Source organism: Phytoactinopolyspora mesophila (assembly GCF_010122465.1).
Classification (GTDB): Bacteria; Actinomycetota; Actinomycetes; order Jiangellales; family Jiangellaceae; genus Phytoactinopolyspora; species Phytoactinopolyspora mesophila.
Genome location: NZ_WLZY01000013.1, coordinates 126,975 through 151,901, shown reverse-complemented (window position 1 = coordinate 151,901; position 24,927 = coordinate 126,975). Strand labels below are relative to the sequence as shown.

The 24,927-nt window shown below is 66.8% G+C and carries 25 protein-coding genes, 1 tRNA gene and 1 pseudogene; 12 read left to right on the top strand and 15 right to left on the bottom strand.

Annotated features, from left to right (window positions below; genetic code table 11):
* Positions 1–109 precede the first annotated feature (109 nt).
* Positions 110–268: a hypothetical protein gene (locus tag F7O44_RS26865; protein WP_162453400.1), complete on the bottom strand. Its 159-nt coding sequence runs from the start codon at positions 266–268 to the stop codon at positions 110–112.
* A 300-nt stretch (positions 269–568) separates the two neighbouring features.
* Positions 569–641, bottom strand: a tRNA-Phe gene (locus F7O44_RS26860).
* A gap of 118 nt (positions 642–759) precedes the next feature.
* Here F7O44_RS26860 and F7O44_RS26855 point away from each other — a divergent pair.
* Together F7O44_RS26855 and F7O44_RS26850 are read left to right on the top strand one after the other, a co-directional pair.
* Positions 760–1,041 carry a metal-sensitive transcriptional regulator gene (locus F7O44_RS26855; protein ID WP_162453399.1) on the top strand — a complete coding sequence of 94 codons (282 nt, stop codon included), beginning with the start codon at positions 760–762 and terminating at the stop codon, positions 1,039–1,041.
* A 79-nt stretch (positions 1,042–1,120) separates the two neighbouring features.
* Complete coding sequence (locus F7O44_RS26850; RefSeq protein ID WP_162453398.1) at positions 1,121–1,327, top strand: heavy-metal-associated domain-containing protein; 207 nt, start codon at positions 1,121–1,123, stop codon at positions 1,325–1,327.
* Between the two features lie 53 nt (positions 1,328–1,380).
* Here F7O44_RS26850 and F7O44_RS26845 read toward each other — a convergent pair whose 3' ends face one another.
* The 4 genes from F7O44_RS26845 to F7O44_RS26830 all read right to left on the bottom strand — a co-directional run bounded on the left by F7O44_RS26845 (position 1,381) and on the right by F7O44_RS26830 (position 5,829).
* The gene (locus tag F7O44_RS26845) at positions 1,381–3,390 is read right to left on the bottom strand and encodes a bifunctional copper resistance protein CopD/cytochrome c oxidase assembly protein (protein ID WP_162453397.1); all 2,010 of its coding nucleotides are present in this window, start codon (positions 3,388–3,390) and stop codon (positions 1,381–1,383) included.
* Positions 3,391–3,396: 6 nt separating this feature from the next.
* Positions 3,397–4,050 carry a copper resistance CopC family protein gene (locus F7O44_RS26840; protein WP_162453396.1) on the bottom strand — a complete coding sequence of 218 codons (654 nt, stop codon included), beginning with the start codon at positions 4,048–4,050 and terminating at the stop codon, positions 3,397–3,399.
* A 47-nt stretch (positions 4,051–4,097) separates the two neighbouring features.
* A complete protein-coding gene (locus tag F7O44_RS26835) occupies positions 4,098–4,640 on the bottom strand; it encodes a hypothetical protein (RefSeq protein WP_162453395.1) in 543 nt (180 codons plus the stop codon).
* Between the two features lie 79 nt (positions 4,641–4,719).
* Complete coding sequence (locus F7O44_RS26830; RefSeq protein WP_162453394.1) at positions 4,720–5,829, bottom strand: FAD-dependent oxidoreductase; 1,110 nt, start codon at positions 5,827–5,829, stop codon at positions 4,720–4,722.
* An 80-nt stretch (positions 5,830–5,909) separates the two neighbouring features.
* Between F7O44_RS26830 and F7O44_RS26825 the strand changes: the two genes are divergently transcribed.
* Positions 5,910–6,461, top strand: a complete 552-nt coding sequence (locus tag F7O44_RS26825) for a TetR/AcrR family transcriptional regulator (protein ID WP_162453393.1) — start codon at positions 5,910–5,912, stop codon at positions 6,459–6,461.
* An 11-nt stretch (positions 6,462–6,472) separates the two neighbouring features.
* Here F7O44_RS26825 and F7O44_RS26820 read toward each other — a convergent pair whose 3' ends face one another.
* Positions 6,473–7,714, bottom strand: coding sequence for a bifunctional alpha/beta hydrolase/OsmC family protein (locus F7O44_RS26820; RefSeq protein ID WP_162453392.1), 1,242 nt, complete (start codon positions 7,712–7,714; stop codon positions 6,473–6,475).
* A gap of 156 nt (positions 7,715–7,870) precedes the next feature.
* Between F7O44_RS26820 and F7O44_RS26815 the strand changes: the two genes are divergently transcribed.
* The gene (locus F7O44_RS26815; protein ID WP_162453391.1) at positions 7,871–8,587 is read left to right on the top strand and encodes a class E sortase; all 717 of its coding nucleotides are present in this window, start codon (positions 7,871–7,873) and stop codon (positions 8,585–8,587) included.
* A gap of 13 nt (positions 8,588–8,600) precedes the next feature.
* Here the strand turns inward: F7O44_RS26815 and F7O44_RS26810 are convergent, their stop codons facing one another.
* Complete coding sequence (locus F7O44_RS26810; RefSeq protein ID WP_222851743.1) at positions 8,601–9,341, bottom strand: DUF3152 domain-containing protein; 741 nt, start codon at positions 9,339–9,341, stop codon at positions 8,601–8,603.
* A gap of 265 nt (positions 9,342–9,606) precedes the next feature.
* Between F7O44_RS26810 and F7O44_RS26805 the strand changes: the two genes are divergently transcribed.
* The 3 genes from F7O44_RS26805 to F7O44_RS26795 all read left to right on the top strand — a co-directional run bounded on the left by F7O44_RS26805 (position 9,607) and on the right by F7O44_RS26795 (position 13,431).
* Positions 9,607–10,527 carry a hypothetical protein gene (locus F7O44_RS26805; protein WP_162453389.1) on the top strand — a complete coding sequence of 307 codons (921 nt, stop codon included), beginning with the start codon at positions 9,607–9,609 and terminating at the stop codon, positions 10,525–10,527.
* Positions 10,528–10,754: 227 nt separating this feature from the next.
* Positions 10,755–12,110 (top strand): dihydrolipoyl dehydrogenase family protein, encoded by a 1,356-nt coding sequence (locus tag F7O44_RS26800; RefSeq protein ID WP_162453388.1) that lies wholly within the window; start codon positions 10,755–10,757, stop codon positions 12,108–12,110.
* A gap of 118 nt (positions 12,111–12,228) precedes the next feature.
* Positions 12,229–13,431, top strand: a complete 1,203-nt coding sequence (locus F7O44_RS26795; RefSeq protein WP_162453387.1) for a hypothetical protein — start codon at positions 12,229–12,231, stop codon at positions 13,429–13,431.
* 69 nt (positions 13,432–13,500) lie between these two features.
* Here the strand turns inward: F7O44_RS26795 and F7O44_RS26790 are convergent, their stop codons facing one another.
* Positions 13,501–14,694, bottom strand: coding sequence for a Gfo/Idh/MocA family protein (locus F7O44_RS26790; RefSeq protein WP_162453386.1), 1,194 nt, complete (start codon positions 14,692–14,694; stop codon positions 13,501–13,503).
* Between the two features lie 266 nt (positions 14,695–14,960).
* On the opposite strand from F7O44_RS26790, the gene F7O44_RS26785 reads away from it, so the two are divergent.
* Positions 14,961–16,001 (top strand): hypothetical protein, encoded by a 1,041-nt coding sequence (locus F7O44_RS26785; protein ID WP_222851742.1) that lies wholly within the window; start codon positions 14,961–14,963, stop codon positions 15,999–16,001.
* 66 nt (positions 16,002–16,067) lie between these two features.
* On the opposite strand, the gene F7O44_RS32135 is transcribed toward F7O44_RS26785, so the two are convergent.
* A complete protein-coding gene (locus tag F7O44_RS32135) occupies positions 16,068–17,069 on the bottom strand; it encodes a VldE C-terminal domain-containing protein (RefSeq protein WP_162453384.1) in 1,002 nt (333 codons plus the stop codon).
* A gap of 293 nt (positions 17,070–17,362) precedes the next feature.
* On the opposite strand from F7O44_RS32135, the gene F7O44_RS26775 reads away from it, so the two are divergent.
* Positions 17,363–17,710, top strand: coding sequence for a hypothetical protein (locus F7O44_RS26775; RefSeq protein ID WP_162453383.1), 348 nt, complete (start codon positions 17,363–17,365; stop codon positions 17,708–17,710).
* Between the two features lie 89 nt (positions 17,711–17,799).
* Here the strand turns inward: F7O44_RS26775 and F7O44_RS26770 are convergent, their stop codons facing one another.
* Genes F7O44_RS26770 through paaI form a run of 3 tightly spaced genes read right to left on the bottom strand, consistent with a single transcriptional unit; the run spans position 17,800 to position 20,183 of the window.
* Positions 17,800–18,432, bottom strand: coding sequence for a TetR/AcrR family transcriptional regulator (locus F7O44_RS26770; protein WP_162453382.1), 633 nt, complete (start codon positions 18,430–18,432; stop codon positions 17,800–17,802).
* A gap of 23 nt (positions 18,433–18,455) precedes the next feature.
* Complete coding sequence (gene paaK, locus F7O44_RS26765) at positions 18,456–19,793, bottom strand: phenylacetate--CoA ligase PaaK (RefSeq protein ID WP_162453381.1); 1,338 nt, start codon at positions 19,791–19,793, stop codon at positions 18,456–18,458.
* Entirely contained in the window at positions 19,794–20,183 is a 390-nt protein-coding gene (paaI, locus tag F7O44_RS26760; protein ID WP_162453416.1) for a hydroxyphenylacetyl-CoA thioesterase PaaI, read from the bottom strand. It abuts the gene before it with no gap.
* 130 nt (positions 20,184–20,313) lie between these two features.
* Here paaI and F7O44_RS26755 point away from each other — a divergent pair, with 130 nt between their 5' ends.
* Together F7O44_RS26755 and F7O44_RS26750 are read left to right on the top strand one after the other, a co-directional pair.
* Positions 20,314–21,534: a thiolase family protein gene (locus tag F7O44_RS26755; protein ID WP_162453380.1), complete on the top strand. Its 1,221-nt coding sequence runs from the start codon at positions 20,314–20,316 to the stop codon at positions 21,532–21,534.
* A 43-nt stretch (positions 21,535–21,577) separates the two neighbouring features.
* Complete coding sequence (locus F7O44_RS26750) at positions 21,578–22,471, top strand: 3-hydroxyacyl-CoA dehydrogenase family protein (RefSeq protein WP_222851740.1); 894 nt, start codon at positions 21,578–21,580, stop codon at positions 22,469–22,471.
* 77 nt (positions 22,472–22,548) lie between these two features.
* On the opposite strand, the pseudogene F7O44_RS31380 reads toward F7O44_RS26750, so the two are convergent.
* A pseudogene (locus tag F7O44_RS31380) lies at positions 22,549–22,886 on the bottom strand (thymidine kinase).
* Positions 22,886–24,262, bottom strand: a complete 1,377-nt coding sequence (locus F7O44_RS26740) for a serine hydrolase domain-containing protein (RefSeq protein ID WP_162453379.1) — start codon at positions 24,260–24,262, stop codon at positions 22,886–22,888. The pseudogene F7O44_RS31380 and the gene F7O44_RS26740 overlap by 1 nt, the downstream one beginning before the upstream one ends.
* A gap of 142 nt (positions 24,263–24,404) precedes the next feature.
* On the opposite strand from F7O44_RS26740, the gene F7O44_RS26735 reads away from it, so the two are divergent.
* Positions 24,405–24,815 (top strand): hypothetical protein, encoded by a 411-nt coding sequence (locus F7O44_RS26735; RefSeq protein WP_162453378.1) that lies wholly within the window; start codon positions 24,405–24,407, stop codon positions 24,813–24,815.
* Positions 24,816–24,927: the final 112 nt, after the last annotated feature.

The following is a 24,927-nucleotide window of genomic DNA, read 5'->3' as shown; positions in this document are numbered from 1 at the left end:
GATGCCACCCGCCGAGACTACCGACCAACCGAATATTTAGTGACCCCTCCACCCCACCCCAGCAACCAAACCCGCACGTCAACACCCCACTGACCCATCGATGAACACCTCAGTGGGTGAACTCGGGGGAGAGCAGCCGCGCGTGAACGTCGATGCGAGGTTGACTGGCGCGGCGGATGAGCCAGCGATTCCCGTCGCGAATCGCTGTGCATGTGTAGACAAGATCACCGTCACCGGAGATCGTGACGGTGTGTAGGTTGGGTTCCACGGCTGAACCTCCTTGCAGGTTCGGTCCAGGCCCCGTCGCGGAGGTTCCAGCTCCCGGCGGGGCCGCCTAGAAGATCACAAGTCCGGGCTCGGACTCGAAGGGGCCGATCGTTAGGCCTTCAGGAGTTCAACGAATCAAGGTGCCACGGCGCCAGGTTCGGCCGGGGCGGCACCGCTCACCGTTCTAGGCCACGTCTCACGGTGGTCCGCGTGCAGCCTGCGTGCAACAACGGTCGGTGAATGGCGGGCAAGGTGGGTAAACGACAGCTGGCCAGCGACAGTATTGCCGCTGGCCAGGCTGTGGACAGGGCCGGCATCGATCCGGCGACCTTCCGCTTTTCAGGCGGACGCTCTACCAACTGAGCTACCTGTCCTGTTGAAGCGTGAAGAGTCTAACGCACGGCTTCGCCTGGGTCGAAATCCACTGCCGCCTGTGTGCGGAAATACGGTAGGGGGGTAAGGTGTTAGTGCTGAAGACGGAGGGATGAGGCAATGGTCGGATACATCAGCGACATGGATGAGCTTCTGGCACGGCTACGGAGGGTCGAAGGGCAGATCCGTGGCCTCCAGCGAATGGTGGAGTCGGAGACATACTGCATCGACATCCTGACGCAGGTGTCAGCCGCCAAGAAGGCGCTCGATGCCGTGGCGCTGGGTCTTCTCAGCGACCATATGAAGCACTGTATGGCTGACGCGGCGAACGAGGGTGGCGAACAGCTCGACGCCAAAGTGAAGGAAGCTGCCGACGCGATCGGCCGGCTGGTCCGCTCCTGACATCTCGCAGCATCGGCACGTGGCGCGCCGGGTGCCGGGTGAACACCTGTAGGCCAAGACGTACGTGAAAGGGATCTCGATGAGTACCGCCACCTACACCGTGCAGGGTATGACCTGCAGTCATTGCGTTTCTTCGGTGACCGAAGAGGTCAGCGAGATCGCGGGCGTGACCGACGTGGACGTGGATCTCGCCACTGGTCGGTTGACCGTCACCAGTGCCCAACCGATCGAACGCGAATCGATCGGCGCCGCGGTCACTGAGGCTGGTTACGAACTCGTCAGTTGAGGATCCGGGCCGGCGGGGCGCGGCAACGACCTCCGTCGGCCCGGTTCTCAGCCTCACGGTGTGCCTGAGCGGCGTTTGCTGCGCTCGTCCAGACTCTGCAGGTATTCGTTGTATGCCAGACGCTCGGCCTCGGCCTTGCTCTCCTTGCGGTCGAATCGACGCGCGTCGCGCTCGTCGGAGCGATACCACTGCACGAAGATAATGCCGATGATCACGAGGGCAGGTAGCTCGCCGAACGCCCACGTGAGTTGCCCTGCCAAGACCTGATCACTCAACGGGTCGGGCAGCCAGCCGATCTCCTCACCCAGCTCGCGGTAGTAGGAGCCGGCGATCAGCCTGGACGACTCCATGATCGCCAAGCCGAACAGCGCGTGGAACACCATCGCCAGGAACTGCAGGACGATGCGTGCGGGGAACGGCGGGCGCTTGGGCAACGGATCGATGCCGATCAGCATCGTGTAAAAGATGTAGCCGACCGTCAGGAAATGCAGGCTCATCAGCATGTGCCCGGTATGGTTGCGCATCGCCGCTTCGAACAGCCCGCTGAAATACATCATGAACGAGCCGGAGATGAACAAGCTCAGGGCCACGACCGGATGCGTCAGAACCTGAGCCACGCGGCTCTGAACACCGGCGATGAGCAGCTCGCGGATACCTGTCTCACCGCGGCGGGCCGGCTTGATGGCCCGCAGCGCGAGCGTGATCGGCCCGCCCAGCACCAGTAGCACCGGGCTGACCATCATGAGGGTCATGTGCTGCACCATGTGCACTGAGAGCATCGTCATGCTGTAGGTCATGACGCCGGAGAGTTCGACGAATGCCACGGTGGCGACGCCGGAAAGCCAGGCGATGCTCCGCCCGACCGGCCAGCGATCACCGCGGCGGCGCAGCCGGATCACCGCGCCGAGATACAACAGGACCGCCGCCAGGCAGCCGATGGCGAACAAGGCGTCCGGGTAGAACTCGGTCACGAGCCGGGACGCGGTGAACTCCGGCGGAATGGGGAAGCCCAGCAGTTCGCGTACCCGGGAGATGCCCGGGATCTCGTCCGGCACAGGTGGTTCGGTGCGGCTGAGCGCTACAGCGAGTCCGAGCGCCACCGCCATGACGAGGATCTCGCCGGCCGCGAGTCGGCGAAACGTCCTCGGCTGGCCCGAGTCGAGCTGTCGCAGCGTTCGCTGCCGATGGGTATGACCGAAGAACCCGAGTGCGACCAGCGCCACCACCTTGCCCAGAAGCAGTAACCCGTATTCGGTGGTGAAGAGCTCGCTGATCGAACTCATCCGGACCCAGGCGTTGAGCACGCCGCTCGAGGCGACCAGGAAGAAGCATCCCAGCGCCACCGCGGAGAAGGCGCGCGCCACCCGGGGAAGCTCGCGGCCACGTTCGCCGGCATACCAGGACACCGCTACCAGGCCGCCGACCCACAGCGCCATCGCCACCACGTGGATCAGGATCGAGGTGGTCGCGGAGTGGTGATAGTCGCCACTGGACGAATGGCCGACGAGCGCCGGCGGCGCCATCGTGGCCAGCGCCAGGCACAACAGCGCGATGGCGCCTCCGTGGCCGAGCGTCAGGCGGGCCGCGGGGATGAGTGCGAGTGCGAGCACCACCACCGCGGCATAGGCCTGTCCCTGGGCGACACTGGCGGTATACGACCTGAACCCTTCGCCGCCCAGGGCCTGCTGTATCGGCTGGCCGATGAGATCGGACAGCGTGAGCAGGTGCACGCCCGCCGTTCCCAGCGCCCATACCAAGGCACTCCAGGAAGCTCCCCTGAGAGCGCGTAACGCGTCTCGTCCGAGCTCACCCTTGTGCGCAGGCAGGATGACGGCCAGCCCGATCAGCCCGACCGTGACCGCGGCGGCGCCGTTCATGACGAGTCTCGCCACCGGCAGACCCCACCTGGTCAGCTCGCCGGGGTCACCCAGCCCGGGAACGGCGAGGGCGGTTCCGCCCCCACCGATTGCCAAGGCGGCCAACAAAGCGAGCAGGGCGATGGCCACGGCGGCGGCACCCCACCGGCTGGTGGCCGGCGGCGCCGCGGGTGTGTTCACGGTCATCGAGCTTCAGTCTCTCTGAGAATCGGGTGCGCCGCCATTCCGGGCCGGATCTGCTGTTTCCCTCCGGCCGCGGCGGTGGCGGATGAAGTACGCGGCGACGGCGGTAACCACGGCGACGATCACGACGACACTGACCAGCGGGCTGATGCCGCCCGTGGTTTCAGGCTCGGCTTCGTCGGCACCGGCTTCCTCGTCGACGGCGGTGTCGTCGTCGTTGTTCGCCGGAGCGACCGCCTCATCTGAATCGCCGGCCGCCATGGTGAAGGTGAAGGTTCCGCTGACCGGATGCCCGTCGGCCGAGATGACCCGGTAGGAGACCGTGTACTCGCCGTCCGGCAGGTCCTCGACGGCCTGGGTGACGGTGTTGTGGTCCACCTCCGGCTCACCGGCGTGGTACGGATTCTCGTCCGCGTCGAGGACGGCCACCTGAGTGAATTGGTCTTGGACGAACTGGTCGTAGACCAGCTCGACCGTTCCGGGCTGAGTGCTCACTGTCGATCCGTCGTCCGGGCTCGTGTCGATGAGCGCGTTGTGTGCCGATGCCTGTGGAGCGGCGATCAGAACCGATCCGGCCAGCGCGCCGGCGACGGCGGCTCCGATCCGGGCACGTGTGGTTCGGGCGCTGTGTGGGCGTGCACGTGTGCGGCAAGAAGTGATCATCTGTCTACCTGTCGTGTTGAGCTGTTCACGGGGCCGTGCGGGTGTCGTCAGAGAACAGCTGCCGACGGCGGCCCACGCCGCGGTGCCGAGGTTGCCACGAACATGGTGCTCAGAGAAGGCGCATCGCACAGCGTGTTCGGTACGCAGCGTTTCGCCGCGGAGATCGGCTGCGAACGCAGGAGCTGACGGGCTCGGCTGAACAGGATGGTCGTGGACAACGCCGCGAATGCCCACACCACAGCCTCGGCGCCACAGAGCAGGACCGCCATGCAGGCGGCGGCCACGATGTGTGCGACCAGCATGGCCCCGGTGCCGACCGCAGTGGGGTGGTCGTGTCCGGCCAGGCTGAACAGGAGATGTAACAGCGGTTGCGTCAGGAACACAACCGTGGTGATCTCGGCGGGATTGCGCCGGCGGTCCGCCAGCGCGACACACGCGATACTCAGTAGCCCGGCCGCGAAAACGAACTCGAGCTGGATGGGTGCGCTGCCGCCGGCCGCCATGTGCGCAGCAGCAGGCAGCAGCAGGCAGGCTGCCGCCATGACCAGCCCGCGTGCCGCGCGTACCTTTCCGCGGCCGGGTTCGTGCACAGCGCCAGAGTATGCGACGCAACGTCGTAGTTGGTGGGCGGCATGGGGCGGAGTGGAACCGGTGACCGGGCCGCCCGGCTCATACGCTCCAGTTCAGGATCGGCGCGAGGGAACGGTAGAAGGACGAAGCCGGCGCCAGCCGCATCGCGGCGTTGCGCAAGACCACGGCTGGCGGCGAGGACCACTGCCCGACCGAGCCGATCCGATCAGCGCTGCGAGCGATCATCTGGGTCCGCGGCCGACGGGCGTGGTCGTACTCCTTCAGGGCGCTCGCGACGGAGTCGCTACCGGCCAGGAGCCCCGCCAGAACCACCGCGTCCTCGAGAGCTTGGCAGGCGCCCTGTCCCAGGTTGGGCGTCATCGCATGCGCGGCGTCGCCGAGCAGAGCGATCTTGTCCGAGACATACGTGGTCAGCGGCGGCAGCGCGTGAATGTCGTGGTGGAGCACTGCATCGTCGGCGGTGGCGTCCAGGAGCGCCGGGATCGGCTCGTGCCAGTCTCCGAAGCGCTGCCGAAGTTCGGCGAGGCCGGTGCTGGACGTCCCCTCGGGCGCGCTCGCCGTGGCGTAGCAGTAGACCCGTCCGTCTGGGAGCTGCGCGTAGCCGACACGCTGCCCGCGGCCCCAAGACTCGACCCCTTCGTCGATCGGCATCGGCTCGGTCACCATCCGCCATGCGGTGTAGCCCGCATAACGCGGCGACGGGGCGTCCGGCCAGACGGACCTGCGCACGATGCTGTGGATGCCGTCTGCCGCGACCACCAGGTCCGCCGTGGAGACACCGTCGGTGTGCAGCACTGTGCCGTCGGGCTGGACCTCGTGAACGGTGACGCCGGCCCGGAGGGAACCGCTGGGTGCGGCGGCGCTCAGGATGTCGAGGATGTCGGCGCGGTGAACCATGGCGAGCCGGCCGAAACGTCGTTCCAGCTCGTCGGTGTCCGTGCGCGAAAGCCATGAGCCGGACGCCGTCCTGATGCCGGCCTGGGCGCTCATGAGGGCCCGTTCCCGGATCGAATCGCCCAGCCCCAGTGCGTCCAGGGCGCGCAAGGCGTTGGGCCACAGCGACAGCCCCGCGCCGACTTCGGTGAACTGTGCGGCGCGTTCGAGGACCTCGACGTCCCATCCGCGCTGGGCCAGCGCCGTTGCGGCACAGAGGCCGCCGATACCGCCGCCGATGATGATCGCCTTCATGTGAACTCCTCTACATCTGTAGCAGCCTCTACAATAGTAGAGGCGATGGGCCGCGCGTAGGCCGGATCAGGGGGTGATGTGTGTCTCGTCGTGTCGAGATCGCGGAAGCGGCTATCACCACGCTGGCCAGGGAAGGCATGCGCGGGCTGACCCACCGCGCCGTCGACCGCACAGCCAGGCTGCCAGAGGGGTCGACGTCGTACTATTTCCGCACGCGCTACGCATTGCTGCGCGCGATCGTGGACCAACTCGTCGAACACGACGCCGTCGAGATTCCCGCGCTCACACCCGGAGACCTTGATCAGTTTGCCGACGCCGCCGCCGTGCTGGTCCATCAGTGGCTGACGGTCGGCCGAGACCGGCAACTGGCTCGATATGAGCTGAGTGTCGAGTCCACCCGGCGCCCGGAACTTCGAGCGCCTTTCGTCGTGGCCGGAGCCAGAATCCGGGCCATGGTAGCCGCCCAGCTCGAAGCCGCCGGCGTCGGCGAAGCCGAAGAAAAGGCCGACGACTTCAGCGCCTTCCTGGACGGTCTGGTGTTCGACGAGATCGCGGGCGCCGGCCGTCGTGGTCTCAGCGTCGACCGGCTGCGGGGCAAGATCCAGGCGATGTTGAACGCCGTGACCAGCTGACCCGGCCGCCGTCAGGGCGCCGCCGACGCGTCGTCTTCTGACGTCTCGATGACGATCTCAGAGTCGAGCGTCCGGTGCACAGGACATTTGTCGGCGATCTCGAGCAGCCTAGCCCGCTGGTCGTCGTCGAGGTCCCCCTCCATGCTGATGGCGCGCGTGATGTGGTCCAGCTTTCCCTGTCTGGTCTCGCAGTGTGTGCAGTCTTCGGCGTGGATCCGGCTGTGCTGGAGCTTGACGGTCGTCGACTCCAGCGGCCAGCCCTTGCGCTGGGCGTACATGCGCATCGTCATAGACGTGCAGGATCCGAGGGCCGCGAGCAGCAGGCCGTACGGCGTCGGACCGAGGTCGTCTCCACCGGCGGACGGCGGCTCATCGGCGATCACGATGTGCTTGCCGGCTTGAATGCGCTGAGTGAAGCCTGTGTCGCTCATATCGGTCACCACGACCGTGCCCGGCTCTGCGTCCGGAACATCGGTGTCCCGGGCCGGAGCCGGTGGGAGATACCGGTCGGCCCATCCGGCGATCACCTTGGCGGCGTACATCGCATCGGCACGGTCGGAGAGCAGGTGGTCTGCGTCGTCAAGGCTGACAAAAGACTTCGGGTGCCGGGCGGTATCGAAGATCTGCCGTGCGTTGTCGATACCGACCAGCTGGTCACCGGGGGCATGCAGGACCAGCAACGCCCGTCCGAGCTCGGCTATTCGGTCAGTTTGCGGCTGGGCAGCGATGTCGGACAAGAACTCGCGACGGACCCGGAAAGACCGGCCGGCCAGGCGCACGGTGGATACGCCGGCCGCCTCGATCTCGGCGTGCTCGGCGGTGAACAGATCGGCTACGTGTGCCGGATCGGCCGGAGCGCCGATGGTGACCACCGCGCGGGACTCCGGGATCTCGCTCGCTGCCGCGATGACGGCGGCGCCGCCGAGCGAATGACCGATGAGCAGACTCGGCGCGGCCAAAGTGGTGCGAAGATGGCTGGCGGCCCGGACCAGATCCTCGATATTGGAGCTGAACGTCGCGTTGGCGAACTCGCCATCGGACTCGCCGAGCCCGGTGAAGTCGAACCGGAACACCGCGATGTCGAGCTCGGTCAGCGCCCGCGAGATCCGAGAAGCGGACACCACGTCCTTGCCGCAGGTGAAACAGTGGGCAAACAGGGCGACCGCGCGTGGCGGACCCGGAGGTAGGTCCAGCCGGCCGGCCAGCTCCTCGCCTCCGGTGCCGGTGAAGGTCATACGTCGCGATTTCGGCATGGGCTGCAACCTCGTGGGGTCGTTGGTGAACAGGTGCGTAGGTGCCGAGCGTACGACGCTTGCTGGCAAGGAACTCGGGCTGCCCAGCGGGCGTTATCCGGACGATTGGTGGGACGTGATCCGAGAGCCGCGTCGCGGAGGAGAGGCAGTGTGGACATGGAACGAGAAACGGAGCCCAAACGACGTGGAGCTCGCCGCGCCGCACCACGCCGGGGCCCCGTGGGCATGGTCGTAGGTTTCTTCGGCGAACTCCTCATGACGGCGGGCGTCGTCGTTCTTCTGTTCGTCGTCTATGTGCTGTGGGGCACCGGCCTCCAGACCGCGGCCGCCCAGAATGATCTGCGCGGTGAGCTCAGCTTCGACGTCGACTCGAGCGAAACCGACGGTGAGGCCCTGGCGCCCGACGACATCGATATCGGCGAGGCCTACGGCGTGATCCGGATTCCGCGTTTCGGCGAGGACTGGGAATGGGTCATGGTGCAGGGTGTCGAAGACGAGGACCTGAAGAACGGCCCGGGCCATTACCCGAACAGCGCGAACCCCGGTGAGCTGGGCAATTTCGCCGTCGCGGCGCACCGGTCCGGGCACGGCGAACCGTTCGCGAAGTTTCCCGAGCTCCACGTGGGTGACATCATCGAAGTGGTCATGGCTGACGGCACCTACGTCTACGAGATAGACGACGCACCCAACGGCGATCCCGATGGCAACAAGATCGAGATTCAAGACACCTGGGTCGTCGATCCGGTTCCGGGTGAGCCACGAAGCACTGAGCCGACCGAGCGGCGGATCACCCTGACGACCTGCTGGCCGCGATTCGGCTCCTCGCACCGGATGTTCGCCACCGGGGTACTGATCAGCGAAGAGGCGAGGTAGGCCAGCTGACGGTTCAGCGTGCCGGCCACGGGTTGGGGGCGCACCCCTGGAGCGACTTCGTCTGCTGAACCATTGTCGGAGCTGGTTCCCCCGCGGCCGGGCAGCTCACATGGCCATGGCCCAATGCGTGCCCGACCTCGTGGTTGATCAAGTACTCCCGGTAGCTGAGGATGTCGGCACCGTATGTCTCGGCGCCGACGCCCCAGCGCTGAGCGTTGATGATCGCGCGCGAGCCGTTCCAGCACGAGACCTCGCCGCGGGTGAGCAAGGGATAACACTGCTCGTCGGTGAGATCGGGACTGGACAGGGACACCCGAAACGCTGCTGAGCTGTCGTCGACTCGTTCGAATCTCATGCTGCCGTCGTGTCCCCAGCCTCTTTCGTCGTTGAGGATCGTATGTACCTGCTCCGCGAACTCCTCAGCCTCGAACGGCAGGCCTTCTTCCACCTCGACCAAGTAGCGGACGGTATCGCCGGACATCCGTTCTGGGGCGGCGTCACCGCCGGGGACCACGAGGTAGTGCCCGCTGGCTGAGTCCGGCGAGTCGACCGGCGCTGGCTGAACGCGGCCGCCGGCCGTCGGGCCGGACACGGTGACCTCGGCAGTAGGTTCGGTGATGGGCTCGCGGTCTCCGCCTGTGCCCCGCGACGGAATGGAGTCGCGGTCGAGGGAATCAGGGCTGGGCTGATGTGCTCCGGGATTGTCGAGGGTGATCGGTTCCGAGCCAACGGGCGCATCCTCGCGGAAAGCCACCACATAGAGGGTCGAGGCCGCTAAAACCGTCGCCGACATAGCCACGGCTAGAGGCCGAAGCCGACGACGTTGGACTGGGCTGCGACGGTAGCGGCCCGTGGTGTTTCTACTCATGAGTGGTCACAGCCTAGTGGCCGGGGACGCCGTGATTCGCAGCGGCCGCTCATATCGCGCTGAGTCCGTGGTCGCCGACGATGTGAATGGTAGGTAATCGTGACTGACGAGCGAACTCACTGGTGAATGAGTTCGGGTACTCTCTTTTCCCATGCCTCGCCAGCTGGAACACGAGACCGCCGATGAGCAGCTGAATCATCCCGGCGCGACGGGCGGTCATACCGGCGTGGACACGGCCGGCCGCCCAGCCGATGGCGGCGACGGCCGCTGGCCGGTGTTGTTCCGCATCCGGCCGCGGTACCTACTCCTGGCCGTCGCGGCTTTTGTCATCACCGCGTGGACTCTGTTCATCGCGGTGGACATCGTCAACGTGAACGGATTCGGCGACCGCATCGCGATGCCGATGTGGACGTACTTGTTCAACGACCACGTGGTCGAGGTCAGCCAATGGGTGATGCTCGCCGTCGTTATCGCCGTCGCTGGGTACCTGGGCGGCCGGTTGGCCGGCACGGCGTATAGGGGGGCTTCGACGTTCTTCTTCCTCCTCGCTGTAGGCCTCGGCCTGATGCTGGTGGAGGAGGCCGGCGATGTCCGCCACGGGATCAGCGGGGCGGTTCGGCTGCATTTCGGCTCGGAAGTGTTCGGCCTGCCATACCAGGTGGTGTCGGACTTCCCGTACTTCGCGGCGCTGGCCGCGATTCCGCTCTACGCCGTCCTCCGGTACGGGCGATACGCCTGGGAAGCCGTGTCCGCCCGGCCGTATCTGGTGGTGGCGGTGGTGCTCTACGGCATGGCTGCGATCGGCTCTGGCCTTCGGCATCTCGGCAGCCTCTACGTCAATCTCGGCTCCGCGGTCGACCAGACCTTCTTCGGAGGGCGATTCCCGCCTTCGCCGGGTATGAGCCAGGAGCGGGCACATTATTTCGTGGTGGACGGACCGATCGAAGAGACTGTCGAGCTTTTCGCGGTGACGTGCATGCTCGCGATGGTGCTCGCCTTCGCGGCGGAGCTGCGCTCGGGGCGCCTCGTTCAGCGGAGCACCGTCGTGGACTCTGCCGTTACCGACGGCTGAGTTCACAGAAAGCCAGCAAGCACCTACTCCCGCGGGTTGTCAGGCTCCGTCGCAGTTACTCGCGTTCGTTCGCGCCGTTGCCGGGTATTGCGTCCTACTACGTGCTTTTGGTGGACGTGGCCGTGCCGCTGGATGCAGCCTGGACATAGCTGATGCCGCTTTCAGCGGTCCGGACCCGAATCGCTGCCGAGACGGCGGCGTCAACCTCTGAACGAGGAGAAGAAGTGATGAGCGAGCAGGCCGACGTTGTTGTGGTCGGGATGGGTGTCGGGGGTGAGAGCGTCGCCGGTTCGCTGGCCGATGCCGGGCTGGACGTGGTGGCGGTCGAAGGCCAGCTCGTCGGAGGCGAGTGCCCGTACTGGGGATGTATCCCTAGCAAGATGATGATTCGTGCCGCTGACCTCTTGGCCGAGGCACGCCGGATCGACGGTATGGCCGGCCACTCTCATGTGACACCCGATTTCGCGGTCGTGGCCGCGCGGATCCGGGAAGAGGCGACCACGGACTGGAACGATCAGATCGCCGCGGATCGGTTCACCGACAAGGGAGGCCGCCTGGTTCGCGGCTGGGGGCGCCTCGCTGGACCCGGCCGGGTGGAAGTCGACGGCACCACTTACGAGGCTCGTCGCGGCGTGGTGCTCGGAACCGGAACCAAGCCGGTTGTCCCGCCGATCGACGGGTTGGCCGATACTCCGTACTGGACCAACCGCGAGGCTCTCGAGACCAAAGAAAGGCCGGGGTCTCTGCTGGTGCTCGGCGGCGGGGCGATCGGGCTGGAATTGGCTCAGGCATTCGCCCGGTTCGGTTCACGGGTCACCGTGGTCGAGGCGGCCGACAGGCTGTTGGCCATGGAGGAGCCAGAGGCCTCCGAAGTCGTGCAGTCTGCGCTGGAAGCGGACGGGATCAGCATCCACACCTCCAACGGCGTGGAACGAGTGCGGCACGGCGATCAGTTCACGGTGACCCTCGCGGATGGCACGGATCTAGCTGTGGACCGCTTACTGGTCTCCGTCGGGCGGCGAGCGGATCTCAGCACGCTCGGCGTGGACTCGGTTGGGCTGGATCCGTCCGCACGGGCGATCGCCGTCGACGACTGGATGCGAGCCGGTGACAAACTCTGGGCGGTAGGTGACGTGACGGGGCTTGGGGCGTTCACGCACGTCGCCACTTACCAGGCGGGCATCGTCACGCGCGACATTCTCGGGCAGATCGGACCGCCTGCGGACTATCGGGCATTATCCCGGGTGACTTTCACCGATCCGGAGATCGGCGCGGTCGGACTGACGGAGGCCCAAGCCCGGGCCAACGGACTCAACGTCCAGGTCGGTACCGCTCAGGTGCCATCCACGGCTCGCGGCTGGATCCACAAGGCGGGCAACGATGGTGTGATCAAACTGATCAGCGACGCTGATCAAGGTGTTCTCGTCGGCGGGACGTCGGCCGGGCCGAACGGTGGTGAGGTGCTCGGCGCACTGGCCGTGGCCGTGCACGGCAGGGTGCCCGTGGAACGGCTGCGGCACATGATCTATGCGTATCCGACATTCCACCGCGGAATCGAAGACGCGCTGCGTGATCTGTCCTGAGCACGAGCGGGCTGTGGGCGCGACTTATCAACAACCTGGTGCCTCCGAGAGGCAGAGTTGTCCACAGTTAGCGTCCGGATGCTTGTGTTTGTGAACTCTTGGGTCGAGCATCTTCTGCATGCCTAAGTCGAAATCTCGCTCTCGCAAGCGCCGCGCGCAGCGGCGGTCCACCCAGTCCCGTCGGGCACCCGACCATCTCGTCGAAGAATGCGCCGGTGGTGCCCATCCGATGTACACCGAGCAGCACCTTCAATTGTTCGGCGAGGCTATGGCTGCCGAGCAACATGGCGATCTGAAACATGCCTTGGCTTGCCTGTGGGGTGTCCCGTGGCTGGGCGGCACCGAGTGGGAAGCCCAACTGATCGACATGCTTGAGCTCGGTGAGGAGGCCGAGTCCTGGCATTGGGCGCGTTTCACCATTGCCGCAGCCGGTCGATGGATCGAAACCCTCCCACTCCCGCTGGTCGCACGGGTGCAAAGGGAGATCGCTGAAGCGGCTGAAGGCGTGGCGGGTTCAATTCATCCAGAATATTCCGGATGGGTGGCGGGTCGGTCGGCGTTGCGGAGCGCGGTGAACGGCTGCTTGCTGTTCGACGAGCTGATGCTCGAAGTGTTTCTTGTTCAGTACGCCCCTGGGCTGGCCAAGTTCGGTGGTGGTGGGCGGTCGTGGGCAGAGACGCCGGGCCGCGTCTACCAGCTGTGCCGCGTCGAAGGCACTGAGCTTTTTGTTCGCGATCACGTCACCGGAGAGGAGAAGTCACTCCGGCACCTGAGCGAGGCCGTCGGGCTCAGCCCTGGCGACCTGGTATACGGCCACCTTATCGAAGTGGCCGGCGACCCCGGCCTGATCTTCGCCGCTCCCCCCATCGTTGTCGACGAGGTGGTCGCCCGCAAGTTGGCCGGTTCGAGTATCGAGGACGCATATCTGCTCGAGCCGCTGGAAGATCGGTGCGCGCGACTTGGCGCCGCGGTTCGCTCCGGCGAGCAATATTGTCAGCCACCGGTGACGTCGGAGCATGAGCCCGCACCACGTATTCGTGAGTTCATGGACGACGGCCTGAGCCGAGAAGAAGCGGAGCAGCTCGGTATTGTCGAGATGGCGACGCTGTCGCCCGACATCACGGAAAGCTCGGCGCCGGTGTTCGCCTACCACGCAGGAGCAGCTCTGCGTGACCCGCGAGTGCGGAGGGAGGCCGCGGATCGTTACACCGAGCCGGAACACGAGCGTGCCTGGCAGTTGCTCGCGGCCGCGGCGGACGGCCGCGACCGGACTCAGTTCCTCGCCCTGGCCGAAGCCTGTCGGGACGAGAACCCGCGCTGAACTCCGCCAAGCGTTCGTCTCCGTATTGCCGTCCGGTTGCTCGCGAACAGCGAGAAAGGCACCCCTGGTTCAGTGCGGCGGAGGCGTCCTCACTTGCCCGCCGTCGAAGTAGTCGACCAGGTCGCTGGGCAGCGGCGCGACCTCCACCGGAGTGCCGCCGCTGCGCAGCGACTCTGTGGCAGCCATGCCGGCGGCGACGGCCTGGCGGGCCGCCACCGGCGAGGTTTCGGTGGCTCCGCCCGAGCGGGCGAAATGAAGGAATTCGCTGACAATGCGTGGATCCGCGCCGCCGTGGCCGCCCGTGGCGGTGTCGACGGTGATCTCCTGATCGGCATCCGGACGGTACCCCGATCGGCGCTTGTTCCAGACCTTGACCACGGCGCCGTCACTGTCGCCGAAGTTCTCCAGCCTGCCCTCGGTTCCGATGACTGTGTAGTTGCGCCAGTAGTCCGGCGTGAAATGGCACTGCTGGTACGTGGCGAGGACACCGTTGTCGAGGCTGAGGTTGACCACGCTGAGGTCCTCCACGTCGATCACCGGGTTCAGCCCCCGGAGGGACGTAGGCGGCCAGTTGCCGTCCGGGTCGAACCAGTCCCGCATCGTGTGCCCGGTGCGGTCGGTCCGGTCGGTGATCCCGCCGTATACCGCGAGATCCCCGAACGCGCTGGTGCGCGTGGTGTATCCCTCCGCGAGGGCGTGGATCACGTCCAGGTCGTGAGCGCCCTTCTGTAGTAGCAGTCCACCAACGTAACGACGGTCGGCATGCCAGTCCTTGAAGTAGAAGTCACCGCCATGACCGACGAAGTGCCGGCACCACACGGTTTTGACCACGCCGATGTCGCCCCGGGCGACGATGTCCCGCATGGTCTGCACGACGGGCATGTGTCGCATGTTGTGCCCGACGTAGAGCCGCGAACCGGTCTCTCGCGCGGCGCGGAGCATCGTGTCACAATCTTCAGTGCTGATGGCCAGCGGCTTTTCCACGTAGACAGCCGCACCGGCCCGCATGACGTCGAGACTGATCTCGGCGTGGGTGTGATCCGGCGTGATAACGAAGACCGCGTCGAGCTCGTCCTCCAGCAGCTTGCGGTGGTCGTCGGTGGCGCGGACGTCGGCTCCGAATGTGTCAGCGGCGCGTTCGGTACGTGCGGCGACCGGATCACAGACCGCGACGACGCGCGAGCCTTCGCCCGGGCGATGCGCGTGGGCGGCTAGTCCGCTGCGAGTACCGAGTCCGATGACACCGATCCTGAGATCCGACATATCTCCATCCTTCTTGCCGCTCATTGGTGAGTGGCCGGGTCGGCTTCGCGTAGCCACGGGAGCCGCCGGCCCGCCCGGCCGGCACAGGGCGACGTTCAGTCGCCACCTTCACGGTACTGTCAGGGGGCTCGATGTCCGCCCAGGGGTGAGCCCGTGGGTTTATGACAGGTGCCGCAGGCGAAACTCGGTAGACAGGCGCGTGTTCGCCGGGTGGGATGGGTTGGGAGAGGCCTTCGCGCATCACGCTCCAGTTGAGGAGATGCTCTTTGGTCACCGGTGCCGTGCCGAGTAGCTGCCTTCTCGAGGTTGCTTGCGACGAGTCCGGTTCGGAGGGGGAGCGGCTCGTCGGCGGAAACACCGACGTGTTCGCGCATTCAAGCGTCCACCTCGGGGCGGAGGCGGCTGCGTGGTGCATTCGGGAGATCCGGGCCCGCATCGGTTCGCCCGCGCTGGAGTACAAGGCGAATCACTTGCTGCGGGAGAAGCACCGCGCTGTCTTGACGTGGCTCCTCGGCCCGTCGGGACCGATCTTCGAGCATGGCCGCGTCTACTTGGCCGACAAGGCGTTCTTCGTCGTCAGCCGAATCGTCGACGTGCTTGTGGTGGGTCGGGACGAGTCATGGCTGGCAGTGCCCGGAACCGATCAGCGCAACGGCTCCGCAGCTGTGACGCTCTATCGGGACGGCGAGCGCGCGTTCGGGCGAGCGCAGTGGCAGGTGTTTCTGGAATCAGGCAACGACCTGCTGCGCGCGAAGAACCGCCCTGGTGTGTTGGCGCCCGTCGAATCGTTCTTCCACATGATCGACATCATGCGTTCGGCCGGTGGATCCGGACGCTGCGCCGAGGTGGTCGAGCTGCTGGGCGCCGCCAAGGAACGGGCCGCGTCTTTCCGGGCGGGCGCCGTCGACGGAACGGCTATGCCGCCAGCAGCGGACCCGCTTGTCCCCGCCATCCTCTGCGCCGTGGCCTTCTGGGGCCGGCACGGACAGCCCATCTCGATCATTCACGACGAGCAGAACGTGTTGAGCCGTGAGGTCGTGGCGCGGCTCCAGCGAATGGCCGGCGGCTCATCCGCTTGTGATCATCTGGTGCCGGGCCGGGGGCGGCTGGCCGCCTTACGGCTGGTCGACTCCCGTGCCGATCCGCGAGTTCAACTAGCCGACTTCCTGGCCGGGGTTGCCCGCAAGATCGCCTCGGACGCGCTCAACCACCGGGCCGACACCGAACTGACCGAGCTGTTACGGCCGTACGTGGACCCGGCGTCGGCCTGGGCGGACGAACGCAGCTGGAGCCAGCTACTGCCCTGATGCCGGCGCGGGCTCCGGCATCAGGGCCGCGGGGCAACCCGGCCTGAACGCACTGTTCGGGTGTGATCAGGTGGTGCCGCGGTCCCCGTAGACGGTCACGTGGACGTGGTCGTAGTGGTTGTCAGTGTCGGACCCGCGGTCTTCCATCGGGCGCCAGCCTTCACTGCTGCGCTGCACCGTCCAGATCCGCTGCGCCCAGATCACTTCACTGACACCGAGCTCGCGGTGGTTGGCCCGCACCCATTCGGCGATCTCGTCGCCGAGGGATCCCCGGACCATGACGTCCAGGGCTCGGCCCTCGCTGTGTGCGCCCCCGCCGGATCGCACGCCGTGGTAGGTGTCGATCTGCGGGAACCGTGCGCACACCGCGCGGTGAACCCGGATGGCGTCCGGTGTGAGTCCGGACTCCACAGCCGACCCGGTCGGGCATTCAGCGGATGAGATGCCGTTGTCGGTGTCATCGGAGCCGGTGTCATCCGAGCCGGTGTCGTCGGTGTCCTCGGAAGGCTCTTCTTCGGACAGGTAGTCACTGCTGACCCACGCCACGGCGCCGTCATGGAGAATCTGGGTCCAGTCGCCGTCTGTCTCCCCGGTGACGTCGACCTCACTACCGGCGGCGAGGATGGTCAGGGAATCGGCGCTGGTAGCCGGACCGGTTCGGACGTTGAGGGAGGTGGTGACGTACATCTGGCCGGCTACGGTGGGCTCCGGCTCGGGTGTCTCCGAGGGTTCCTCGTCCGGCGGCTCGGTGGGCTCCGGCTCGGGTGTCTCAGCCGGCTCTTCCTCTTGCGTCTCGTTGGCCTCGACGTCCGGCGTCGCGGTGAACGCGTCGGGTGTTGCCGAGGGCCTCGGCGTCCGGTCGACCAAGCCTCGCCCCAGGGCGGCCTCCCGGTCGATGTTTCCGTCTCCGGCCCCGAGTTCGATGGTCTCGGGAGCAGTCGTGCTCCCGGGCCACGCGACCAGTGTGGCGGGTACCGAGACCGCCATCGCCACGGGCAATGCGTAGGTGGCGATACGGCGGCTCCGTGGACGTCGCGTCCGGACGTGCTTGTGGCGGGCTTTCGACACCTAGCAATCACCCAAATCGTCGTTATTGTCCCGTTACCATCGAGAAGGGAAACACACGCCCGACCAAGAACGCAACCGTTGCGCTCCGGTCTTTCTCTGGGTCAGTCGCCAGGTCGGAGCCCGCGCTGATCGCCACGCCCGGGCCGCTACGCGGTGCCACGCGAGTGCGCGATGCGATGCGGGACGCCCGGGCTCTGCTCGGATCGAACAGCGCCGCATCCGATGACGAGACGGACCGGGATGCCCCTGGGAACGCAAAGACTGCGCGAGCAGGCCGACGGTGACCTCGGCTGGTGAGAACCGACGGCCACGACGCCGTCAGAGGGGCGGGTGCCGACCGGCCGGGCATCGAGTCTGGGGGCATCGTGGCAGGTCAGTTCGCCGGTTCGGGTGGTGTGCTACCTGTCGCGACGTCCGGTGGGACCGGAGCGGCGGTCGGCGCGTCATCGGTCCCGGATTCTCGTGCCGGCTTCTCCATGTTGACCCGCGCGCCGGCGGAGCTACGGGGCGGACCCGTGCGCGAACTCAGGCAGGCCGAGCCCATTGTTGTGGTGGGTCCTATGTTCACTCGCCGGCATGTCGCTCCCCGGGCGGCGCCCCGGGCTGGCGGCGTTCTCACGTCGCCCACGCACGGCAGGTAGCGGACGCGGCACTGTGACGTAAATCAAACCGGCAGCGGTGGCGCCACGCTTGGCAACGGCGCGCGAATGATGGGTGGCGGCCGCTGCCGTCAATGCTCGCGATCACTACGGGTGGGCCGGACACGCATCCCGTCGAAGGTGATCTTGCAGACGGCATCGGCGAGGTCATCGGCGTTTGTGCCCCGGCCCGGCCGGTACCACTCGATCAGAGAGTTGATCAGCCCGAACAGCAGGCGCGCGGTCATCGCCGGATCGATGTCCGGGCGGATGTCGCCTTCGGCCTCCGCCTGCTTGACCAGTTCGGCGGCAAACCGGTCGAACTCCCGCCGGCGGGCCAACGCGTCGCGCTCCACCTTGGTGTTGCCGTGGACGCGCAGCAACAACGTGACGAAAGGCAGGCGGTCGGTCAGGACACCGACGCTGCCGCGCACCAGCGCCTCGAGCCGTTCGATCGCCGGTCCGGGCATGGACTCCACGTGCCGGGCGACATCGAACAAACCGTCCAGCGCCCGATTGACCGCCAGCCGGAGCAGCTCCTGCTTGCTGGGCACATGGTGATAGATGGCCGACTTGGTGATGCCCAGCTTGCGGGAGAGATCTTCCATGCTTGTGCCGTCGTAGCCGCGTTCGTTGAACAGCTTGGCCGCCACCTGCAGGAGGGATTCGAGATCGTAGCCAGGGCGGCCACGACGCCCGGCTCGGGGCGGCTGCGCGACGGTCATGATGGCGAGTATCCCAACGTCATCTAATCCTCACCGCGAAGGTCTTTGATCCGGCGCAGTTTGCCGGCCGAACGCTCCAGGGTTTCCGGCTCGACGACGTCAACCTCGGTGTTGACTCCGATAGTGTCCTTGACGGTCCGCACCACGTGTGCGGCCGCATCGTGACGGGTGGCTGGTCCGACGCCGGGACTGGCTTCGACCTGCACGGTGAGATGGTCCATCCGGTTATGGCGGGTCAGCACCAGTTGGAAGTGCGGGGACAAACCCTCGGTCCGGAGCACGATCTCTTCGATCTGGGTGGGAAACAGGTTCACGCCGCGCACGATGATCATGTCGTCGCTGCGGCCGGTGACCTTCTCCATCCTGCGGAAGGCTGGTCGTGCGGTGCCAGGGAGCAGCCGGGTCAGATCGCGGGTACGGTACCGGATCACCGGCATCGCCTGTTTGGTCAGCGAGGTGAAGACCAGTTCACCCTTCTCGCCGTCATCGAGCACTGTGTCTCGCAACGGGTCGATGACTTCCGGGTAGAAATGGTCTTCCCAGACGTGTAGTCCGTCCTTGGTCTCCACGCACTCCTGGGCGACCCCTGGGCCCATCACCTCGGACAGCCCGTAGATGTCCACGGCGTCGATGCCGGCGCGCTCTTCGATCTCCTCGCGCATGGCGGGGGTCCACGGCTCGGCGCCGAAGATGCCGACGCGAAGCGAGGAGGTCTTCGGGTCGATGCCTTGCCGCTCGAACTCGTCGAGCAGGGTGAGCATGTAGGTCGGCGTGAGCATGATGACGGTCGGCTTGAAGTCGGTGATGAGCTGAACCTGCCGCGCGGTCATCCCACCGGAAACGGGCACGACGGTGCAGCCCAGCTTCTCCGCGCCGTAGTGCGCGCCGAGCCCGCCGGTGAACAGCCCGTACCCGTAGGCAACGTGGACGATATCTCCGGGCCGGCCGCCCGCGGCACGGATCGACCGCGCGACCACCGTCGCCCATGTCTCCAGATCATCTGCCGTATAGCCGACGACGGTGGGTTTACCGGTGGTGCCGCTGGACGCGTGGATCCGGCTGACCTGCTCTCGCGGCACCGCGAACATCCCGAACGGGTAGTTCTCGCGGAGGGAGTCCTTGGTCGTGTACGGAAACCGGGCGAGGTCGGCCAGCGTCCTGCAGTCGCTGGGGTGGATGCCCGCTTCGTCGAACGTGCGCTTGTAGTACGGCACGTTTTGATACGCGTGGTGCAATGTCGATTTCAGCCGTTCGAGCTGAAGGTCGCGAAGCTCAGCGGAGCTGAGCCGTTCCGCGGCGTCCAGCCCGTCCTGGGCCGGACTCTGGTCGCCGGTCGAGGCATCGTCGGACGTGACGGTCATCTATCCACCTTCTCGCTGGATGGTTCGGCTGCGTCCGCGAAACTCGAGCACGACGTCATGCCCTTGCGGCGTCTCGCGGTATACGGTGACGTCATAGATGCCGTTGCGGCCGTAGCGGGTGCGTTCCTGCGCGACAGCGACGAGTACGTCGTCGACGCGGGCCGAGTCCACGAACGACACTTCGGCGCCCGATGCGACGGTCATCGGGCCGTAGCTGTTGCACGCACAGGCGAACGCGGTGTCGGCCAGCAGGAAGAGGTAGCCGCCATGGGCGATGTCGTGACCGTTGACCATCGTGGGTACCACCCGCATTCGGGCGGTGGCACTGCCTTCCCCAATCTCGATCAGCTCGATTCCGAGGGCCCGAGACGCGACATCGGCGTCGAGCATCTCCACAGCGGGGTTGCGGCTGCTGGATGTCTGTGGCAATGCGCCCACCATCCTTGCTTACTGACCGAATGGCCGGTTAATAATATGGCCAGTAAATGCAGCACCCCAGTCGATGTCAAGAGGGAGCGCCATGCCCGAGGTATACCTCGTCGACGGAGTACGCACACCACAGGGTCGCTACGGCGGTGCCCTCAGCGCCGTTCGCCCCGACGACCTTGCGGCGCTCGTCGTCGGTGAGTCCGTGCGCCGGGCCGGCGTGCCGCCCGAGTCGATCGACGAGGTCATTCTCGGCGCCGCGAATCAGGCGGGCGAGGACAACAGGAATGTGGCCCGGATGGCCGTCCTGCTCGCGGGGCTGCCGGACGAGGTCCCGGGCTTCACGGTGAACCGGCTCTGTGCCAGCGGGCTGACGGCGGTCGCCTCGGCTGCGCAGAGCATCCGGTCCGGTGACGCCGACGTCGTCGTGGCCGGCGGGGTCGAGTCGATGACCAGGGCGCCCTGGGTGATGGCCAAACCAGGCACCCCCTGGGCCCGGCCGGGGGAGGTGAGCGACACCTCGCTCGGGTGGCGGTTCACCAACCCCCGCTTCGCTGCGGCCGACCGGGACGTGCCCGCCGAAGCCGGGCCGGAGACAAGAAAGTTCACCCTGTCGATGGGTGAGACAGCCGAAGAGGTGGCTGTTCTCGACGGTCTCAAGCGGCAGGAGTGTGACGAGTTCGCGCTGCGCAGCCATCAGCGGGCCACGGCTGCCATCGACGCCGGCCGGTTCGCCACTGAGATCGTGCCGGTGCCGGTCAAGGATGGCGAGGTCAGCATCGACGAGGGGCCGCGCCGCGACACCACGTTGGACAAGCTCGGGCGGTTGCGGCCGGTGTTCCGCCCCGGCGGAATGGTGACAGCCGGATCGTCGTCGTCACTGGCCGACGGCGCTGCGGCCCTCGTCCTCGCCAGCGAGGACGCGGTGCGGCGGTACGGCCTGCTGCCCCGAGCGCGCGTGCTGGCTCACGCGAGCGCCGGCGTGGCGCCCAACGTCATGGGGCTCGGGCCGGTGCCGGCCACGGAGAAGGTACTAGCCCGGACCGGGCTGGCGACGGGCGACGTGGGCGCGGTCGAGCTGAACGAGGCGTTCGCCGCTCAGAGTCTCGCGGTGATCCGGCGTTTAGGGCTCGACGAAGACAAGGTGAACGCCGATGGCGGCGCGATTGCACTAGGGCACCCGCTCGGCTGTTCGGGCGCGCGTATCCTCCTGACGCTGCTGGGGCGGATGCAGCGCGAAGGCGCGCGGCGTGGGCTGGCCACGCTCTGCGTCGGGGTGGGCCAGGGCGTGGCGATGCTGGTGGAGGCGGCGTGACCCGGAGCGGTCATGGCGTATTGGAACGCAGGCAGGATGGGGCATGGCGATGACGGCAGCGGAAGAGACGGCAACGGATCCGCAGGTGGCGTCGGCGCCCCGATCGGTGGGTGTGATCGGCGGCGGAACGATGGGCGCCGGCATCGCGCACGTTTTCGCCGCCGCCGGTGCGTACGTCTGCGTGGTGGAAAGTGATCCCGACAACGTGACCGCGGCGCATCGGCGCATCCGCGACAGCCTGAGCCGAGCGGCCGAGCGGGGCAAACTGGACAGCACGCCCGACCAGGTTCTGGGGCGCGTCGCTATGTTGTCCGATATCGAAGAGCTGCCGGCTGACGCCGAGCTCGTGGTGGAGGCCGTGCCGGAGAAAGCTGGGCTGAAAGCCACCGTGCTGGCCACGGCCGAGCTCGCAACCGGCGAAGCGACGGTGCTGGCCAGCAACACGAGCTCGTTGTCGATCACCGAACTGGGCGCCGCTCTGGCGGACCCGGCCCGGTTCCTGGGCATGCATTTCTTCAATCCGGTGCCGGCGTCGAAGCTGGTCGAGATCGTCCTCGCGCCCCAGACCGCGGATCTGGTCCGGGACCGGGTCGTCGCCTGGGTCCGGGCATTGGAGAAGACGGATGTGGTTGTCCGCGATTCGCCGGGCTTCGCCACCAGCAGGTTGGGCGTGATGCTGGGCCTGGAGGCCATCCGGATGCTCGAAGAGGGGGTCGCGGAGGCCGACGCTATCGATGCCGCCATGGAACTCGGCTACCGGCATCCCATGGGCCCGCTCCGGTCGACGGACCTGGTTGGACTCGACGTGCGCCTGGCCATCGCTGAATACTTGCAGGGCACGCTCGGCGAGCGGTTTGCCCCGCCGCAGCTGCTGCGCGACAAGGTCGCGCGCGGCGAGCTCGGCAAGAAGACCGGTGTGGGCTTCTATCGCTGGTGACGACGTGAAGGTGCGGGTCGCCATCGCATAGTGGCGGATTCTCGGTGATCGGCGCCGCCCCGGCCGAGGGTGCGGATCTAGCCATGCCCCCCATGATCGCCAGCGGTCATACGCTTGAACTCGGCGCGGCTGACCGAGATGTATCGCTCGTTGCCGCCGATCTCCACCTGCGGACCTTCGGTGATGGGCCGACCGTGGTCGTCCACCCGAAGCACCATCGTTGCCTTGGCGCCGGTGTGGCAGATGGTCTTGATCTCAGTCAGCTCCCACACCTGCTGCCGGGACAGGAACTGCGCTTCGTCCACCAGGACGCAGTGCAGGATGCCCGAGTTATCGACGTCCTGGCGAGTCAGTGCCACCATGTCGTCGTCTTGCCGGCATTCATCGCCGAGTAGTAGAAGTACAGCTTCGCCATCAGGCACTCCATCCCGCCGCGTCGACACCGCCCGGTACGTCCGCGGCTGGATCGTACGGCGTGCGGGTGAAGCAGAACGACGCGAGGTCGAGGTGCCGCACGGTTCCATCGTCGGTTCGCACCACGCGCAGTGTCTCGCCGGCGTAGTAGCCGCTGAGGCCGGTCCATGTGCCGTCCGCGTTCGGGCGGAACTTCGCCGAACGGGTCGGCCCGGTCAGGCCGCCGATCTCCAGCCACCCGTCCGGCAGCGCCTTGACCAGCAACGGCGCGGGGCCCCAGTACCACGGTCCGACGATCTCGAGAGTGGTGCCGGGGACCGGCGACGGCCGCCACTCGTCGGGCAGCACGGGTTCCTCGGCGGCGAGGATCGCCAACAGATCGGGGGCGAGGTCGCGCCCGAGCGACGAGGTGTTGTTGGTCATCACGATCACCCCGTCGCGAGTGCTGAGATCGACGCGAATGACAGCGAGGAATCCTGGCATCGAGCCGCCGTGGCCGGCGTATCGAGTACCGTCCAGGTTCCACAGTTGGATGCCTAGCCCGTAGCCGGCCTGCCAGGCGGCCTCCGGCGGGTCGTCGACCATCTGCGGCTGCGTCATCTCAGCGAGGGTGTCCGCCGACAGCACGTCGGCTGTGTCGCCGGCGAGGAAGGCCGCCCAGCGGCTGAGGTCTGCCACCGTAGACCACAACTGACCAGCCGGAGCCATCGCACCTGCGTCGTGTTCGGGTTCGGGCAGCAGCACGTCGGCCCACGGGTGGACGGCGTAGCCGCGGGCGGCGGGTGCGACCGGCCGCGTCGTCGTCCGGCGCATACCTAGCGGGTCGAGGATCTCGGTGCGCACGGCATCGTCCCAGCTGGTGCGCCGCATCCTCGCGATCAGTTCACCGAGCACGCCGAAGCCGACGTTGGAGTAGTGAAACCGGCTGCCGGGCCGGTGGCGGGTCGCGCCGTCGCCGAGTTGGACGGCGAGCGAGTCCCAATCGCCACCCGCCGTACGTTCCCACCACGGGCCGTCCGTCTCGGCCTGTAGCCCAGCGGCGTGCGACAAGAGCTGGGCGATCGTCGCTCCTCCGAGCGGTGTGCCAGGCAGATGGTCGGCGATCCGATCGGTCAGGGCGAGGCGGCCCTCGTCCCGGAGTCGCATGACGCAGACGGCGACGAACGTCTTAGTGATCGAGCCCATCCGGTACTGAGTGTCGGCGGTCGGGGCGGACCCGTCGACCGAGCCGCGTGCCGCCGACCACACCAGGGTGCCGTCGCGTACCAGGCCAGCGGCGACAGACGGCAGCCTACTGTCGGCTTGCTCGGCGGCGAGCCGGTTCAGCAGGCGTTCGGCGGTACGTGGGCGGACGGCGTCGGTCACGGCGATCTCCATGGGCCAGGTCGGGGTTCGTCGGCACGAGCCTATGGCGTCGACGCCCTACCCCCCGACGAGACTCACGAACTGCCCGCGAGACATATTCGATGCCTACTAAGAACCGGTTCTGGCGTTCATGCTGGGACTAAACTGCCCCGTCATGGCCGGAAATCAGCTGAACGGCGCGGAGCGCGAGCACCGCCCCGGAGCCGGGCAGCGTTTTTTCGCGGCTGGGTGGGTGCATTTCCTCGCGATCTTGTTCATCGTGCCGGTTGTCTTGCTAAGCCTCCTCGGCCTCCTGCACCTGCTTTCGGTGGAGTCGGAGCAGCACAGTTGCTCGTATGCGCGGACCGGTAGCCACGTGGGGGACGGGCAGAAGGGGTTCGTCGAACTCGAGACCAGTTGGGTGCCGTTGCGTGCGGTGTGCCGTTGGGACGATGGCTACTCGCTGGACAGGGTTCCCTCGTATGTCAACCCCGGTATCGCTACGTCAGCCGCTGTTTCGGTCGCCGCCATCGTCGTGATCACGATCCAGAACCGACGGCTGTCACGAGAGTCCGGCACGCCGTAAGACGAGGAGTCTGCTCTTCTGCACTACCGGCAGCGGAGGGTTCCGTGCGGTGCCGCGGTGCGTTACGATCCACTTCCTGAACGTTCGGTTGGTAATTCGTTAGGATGAAGAG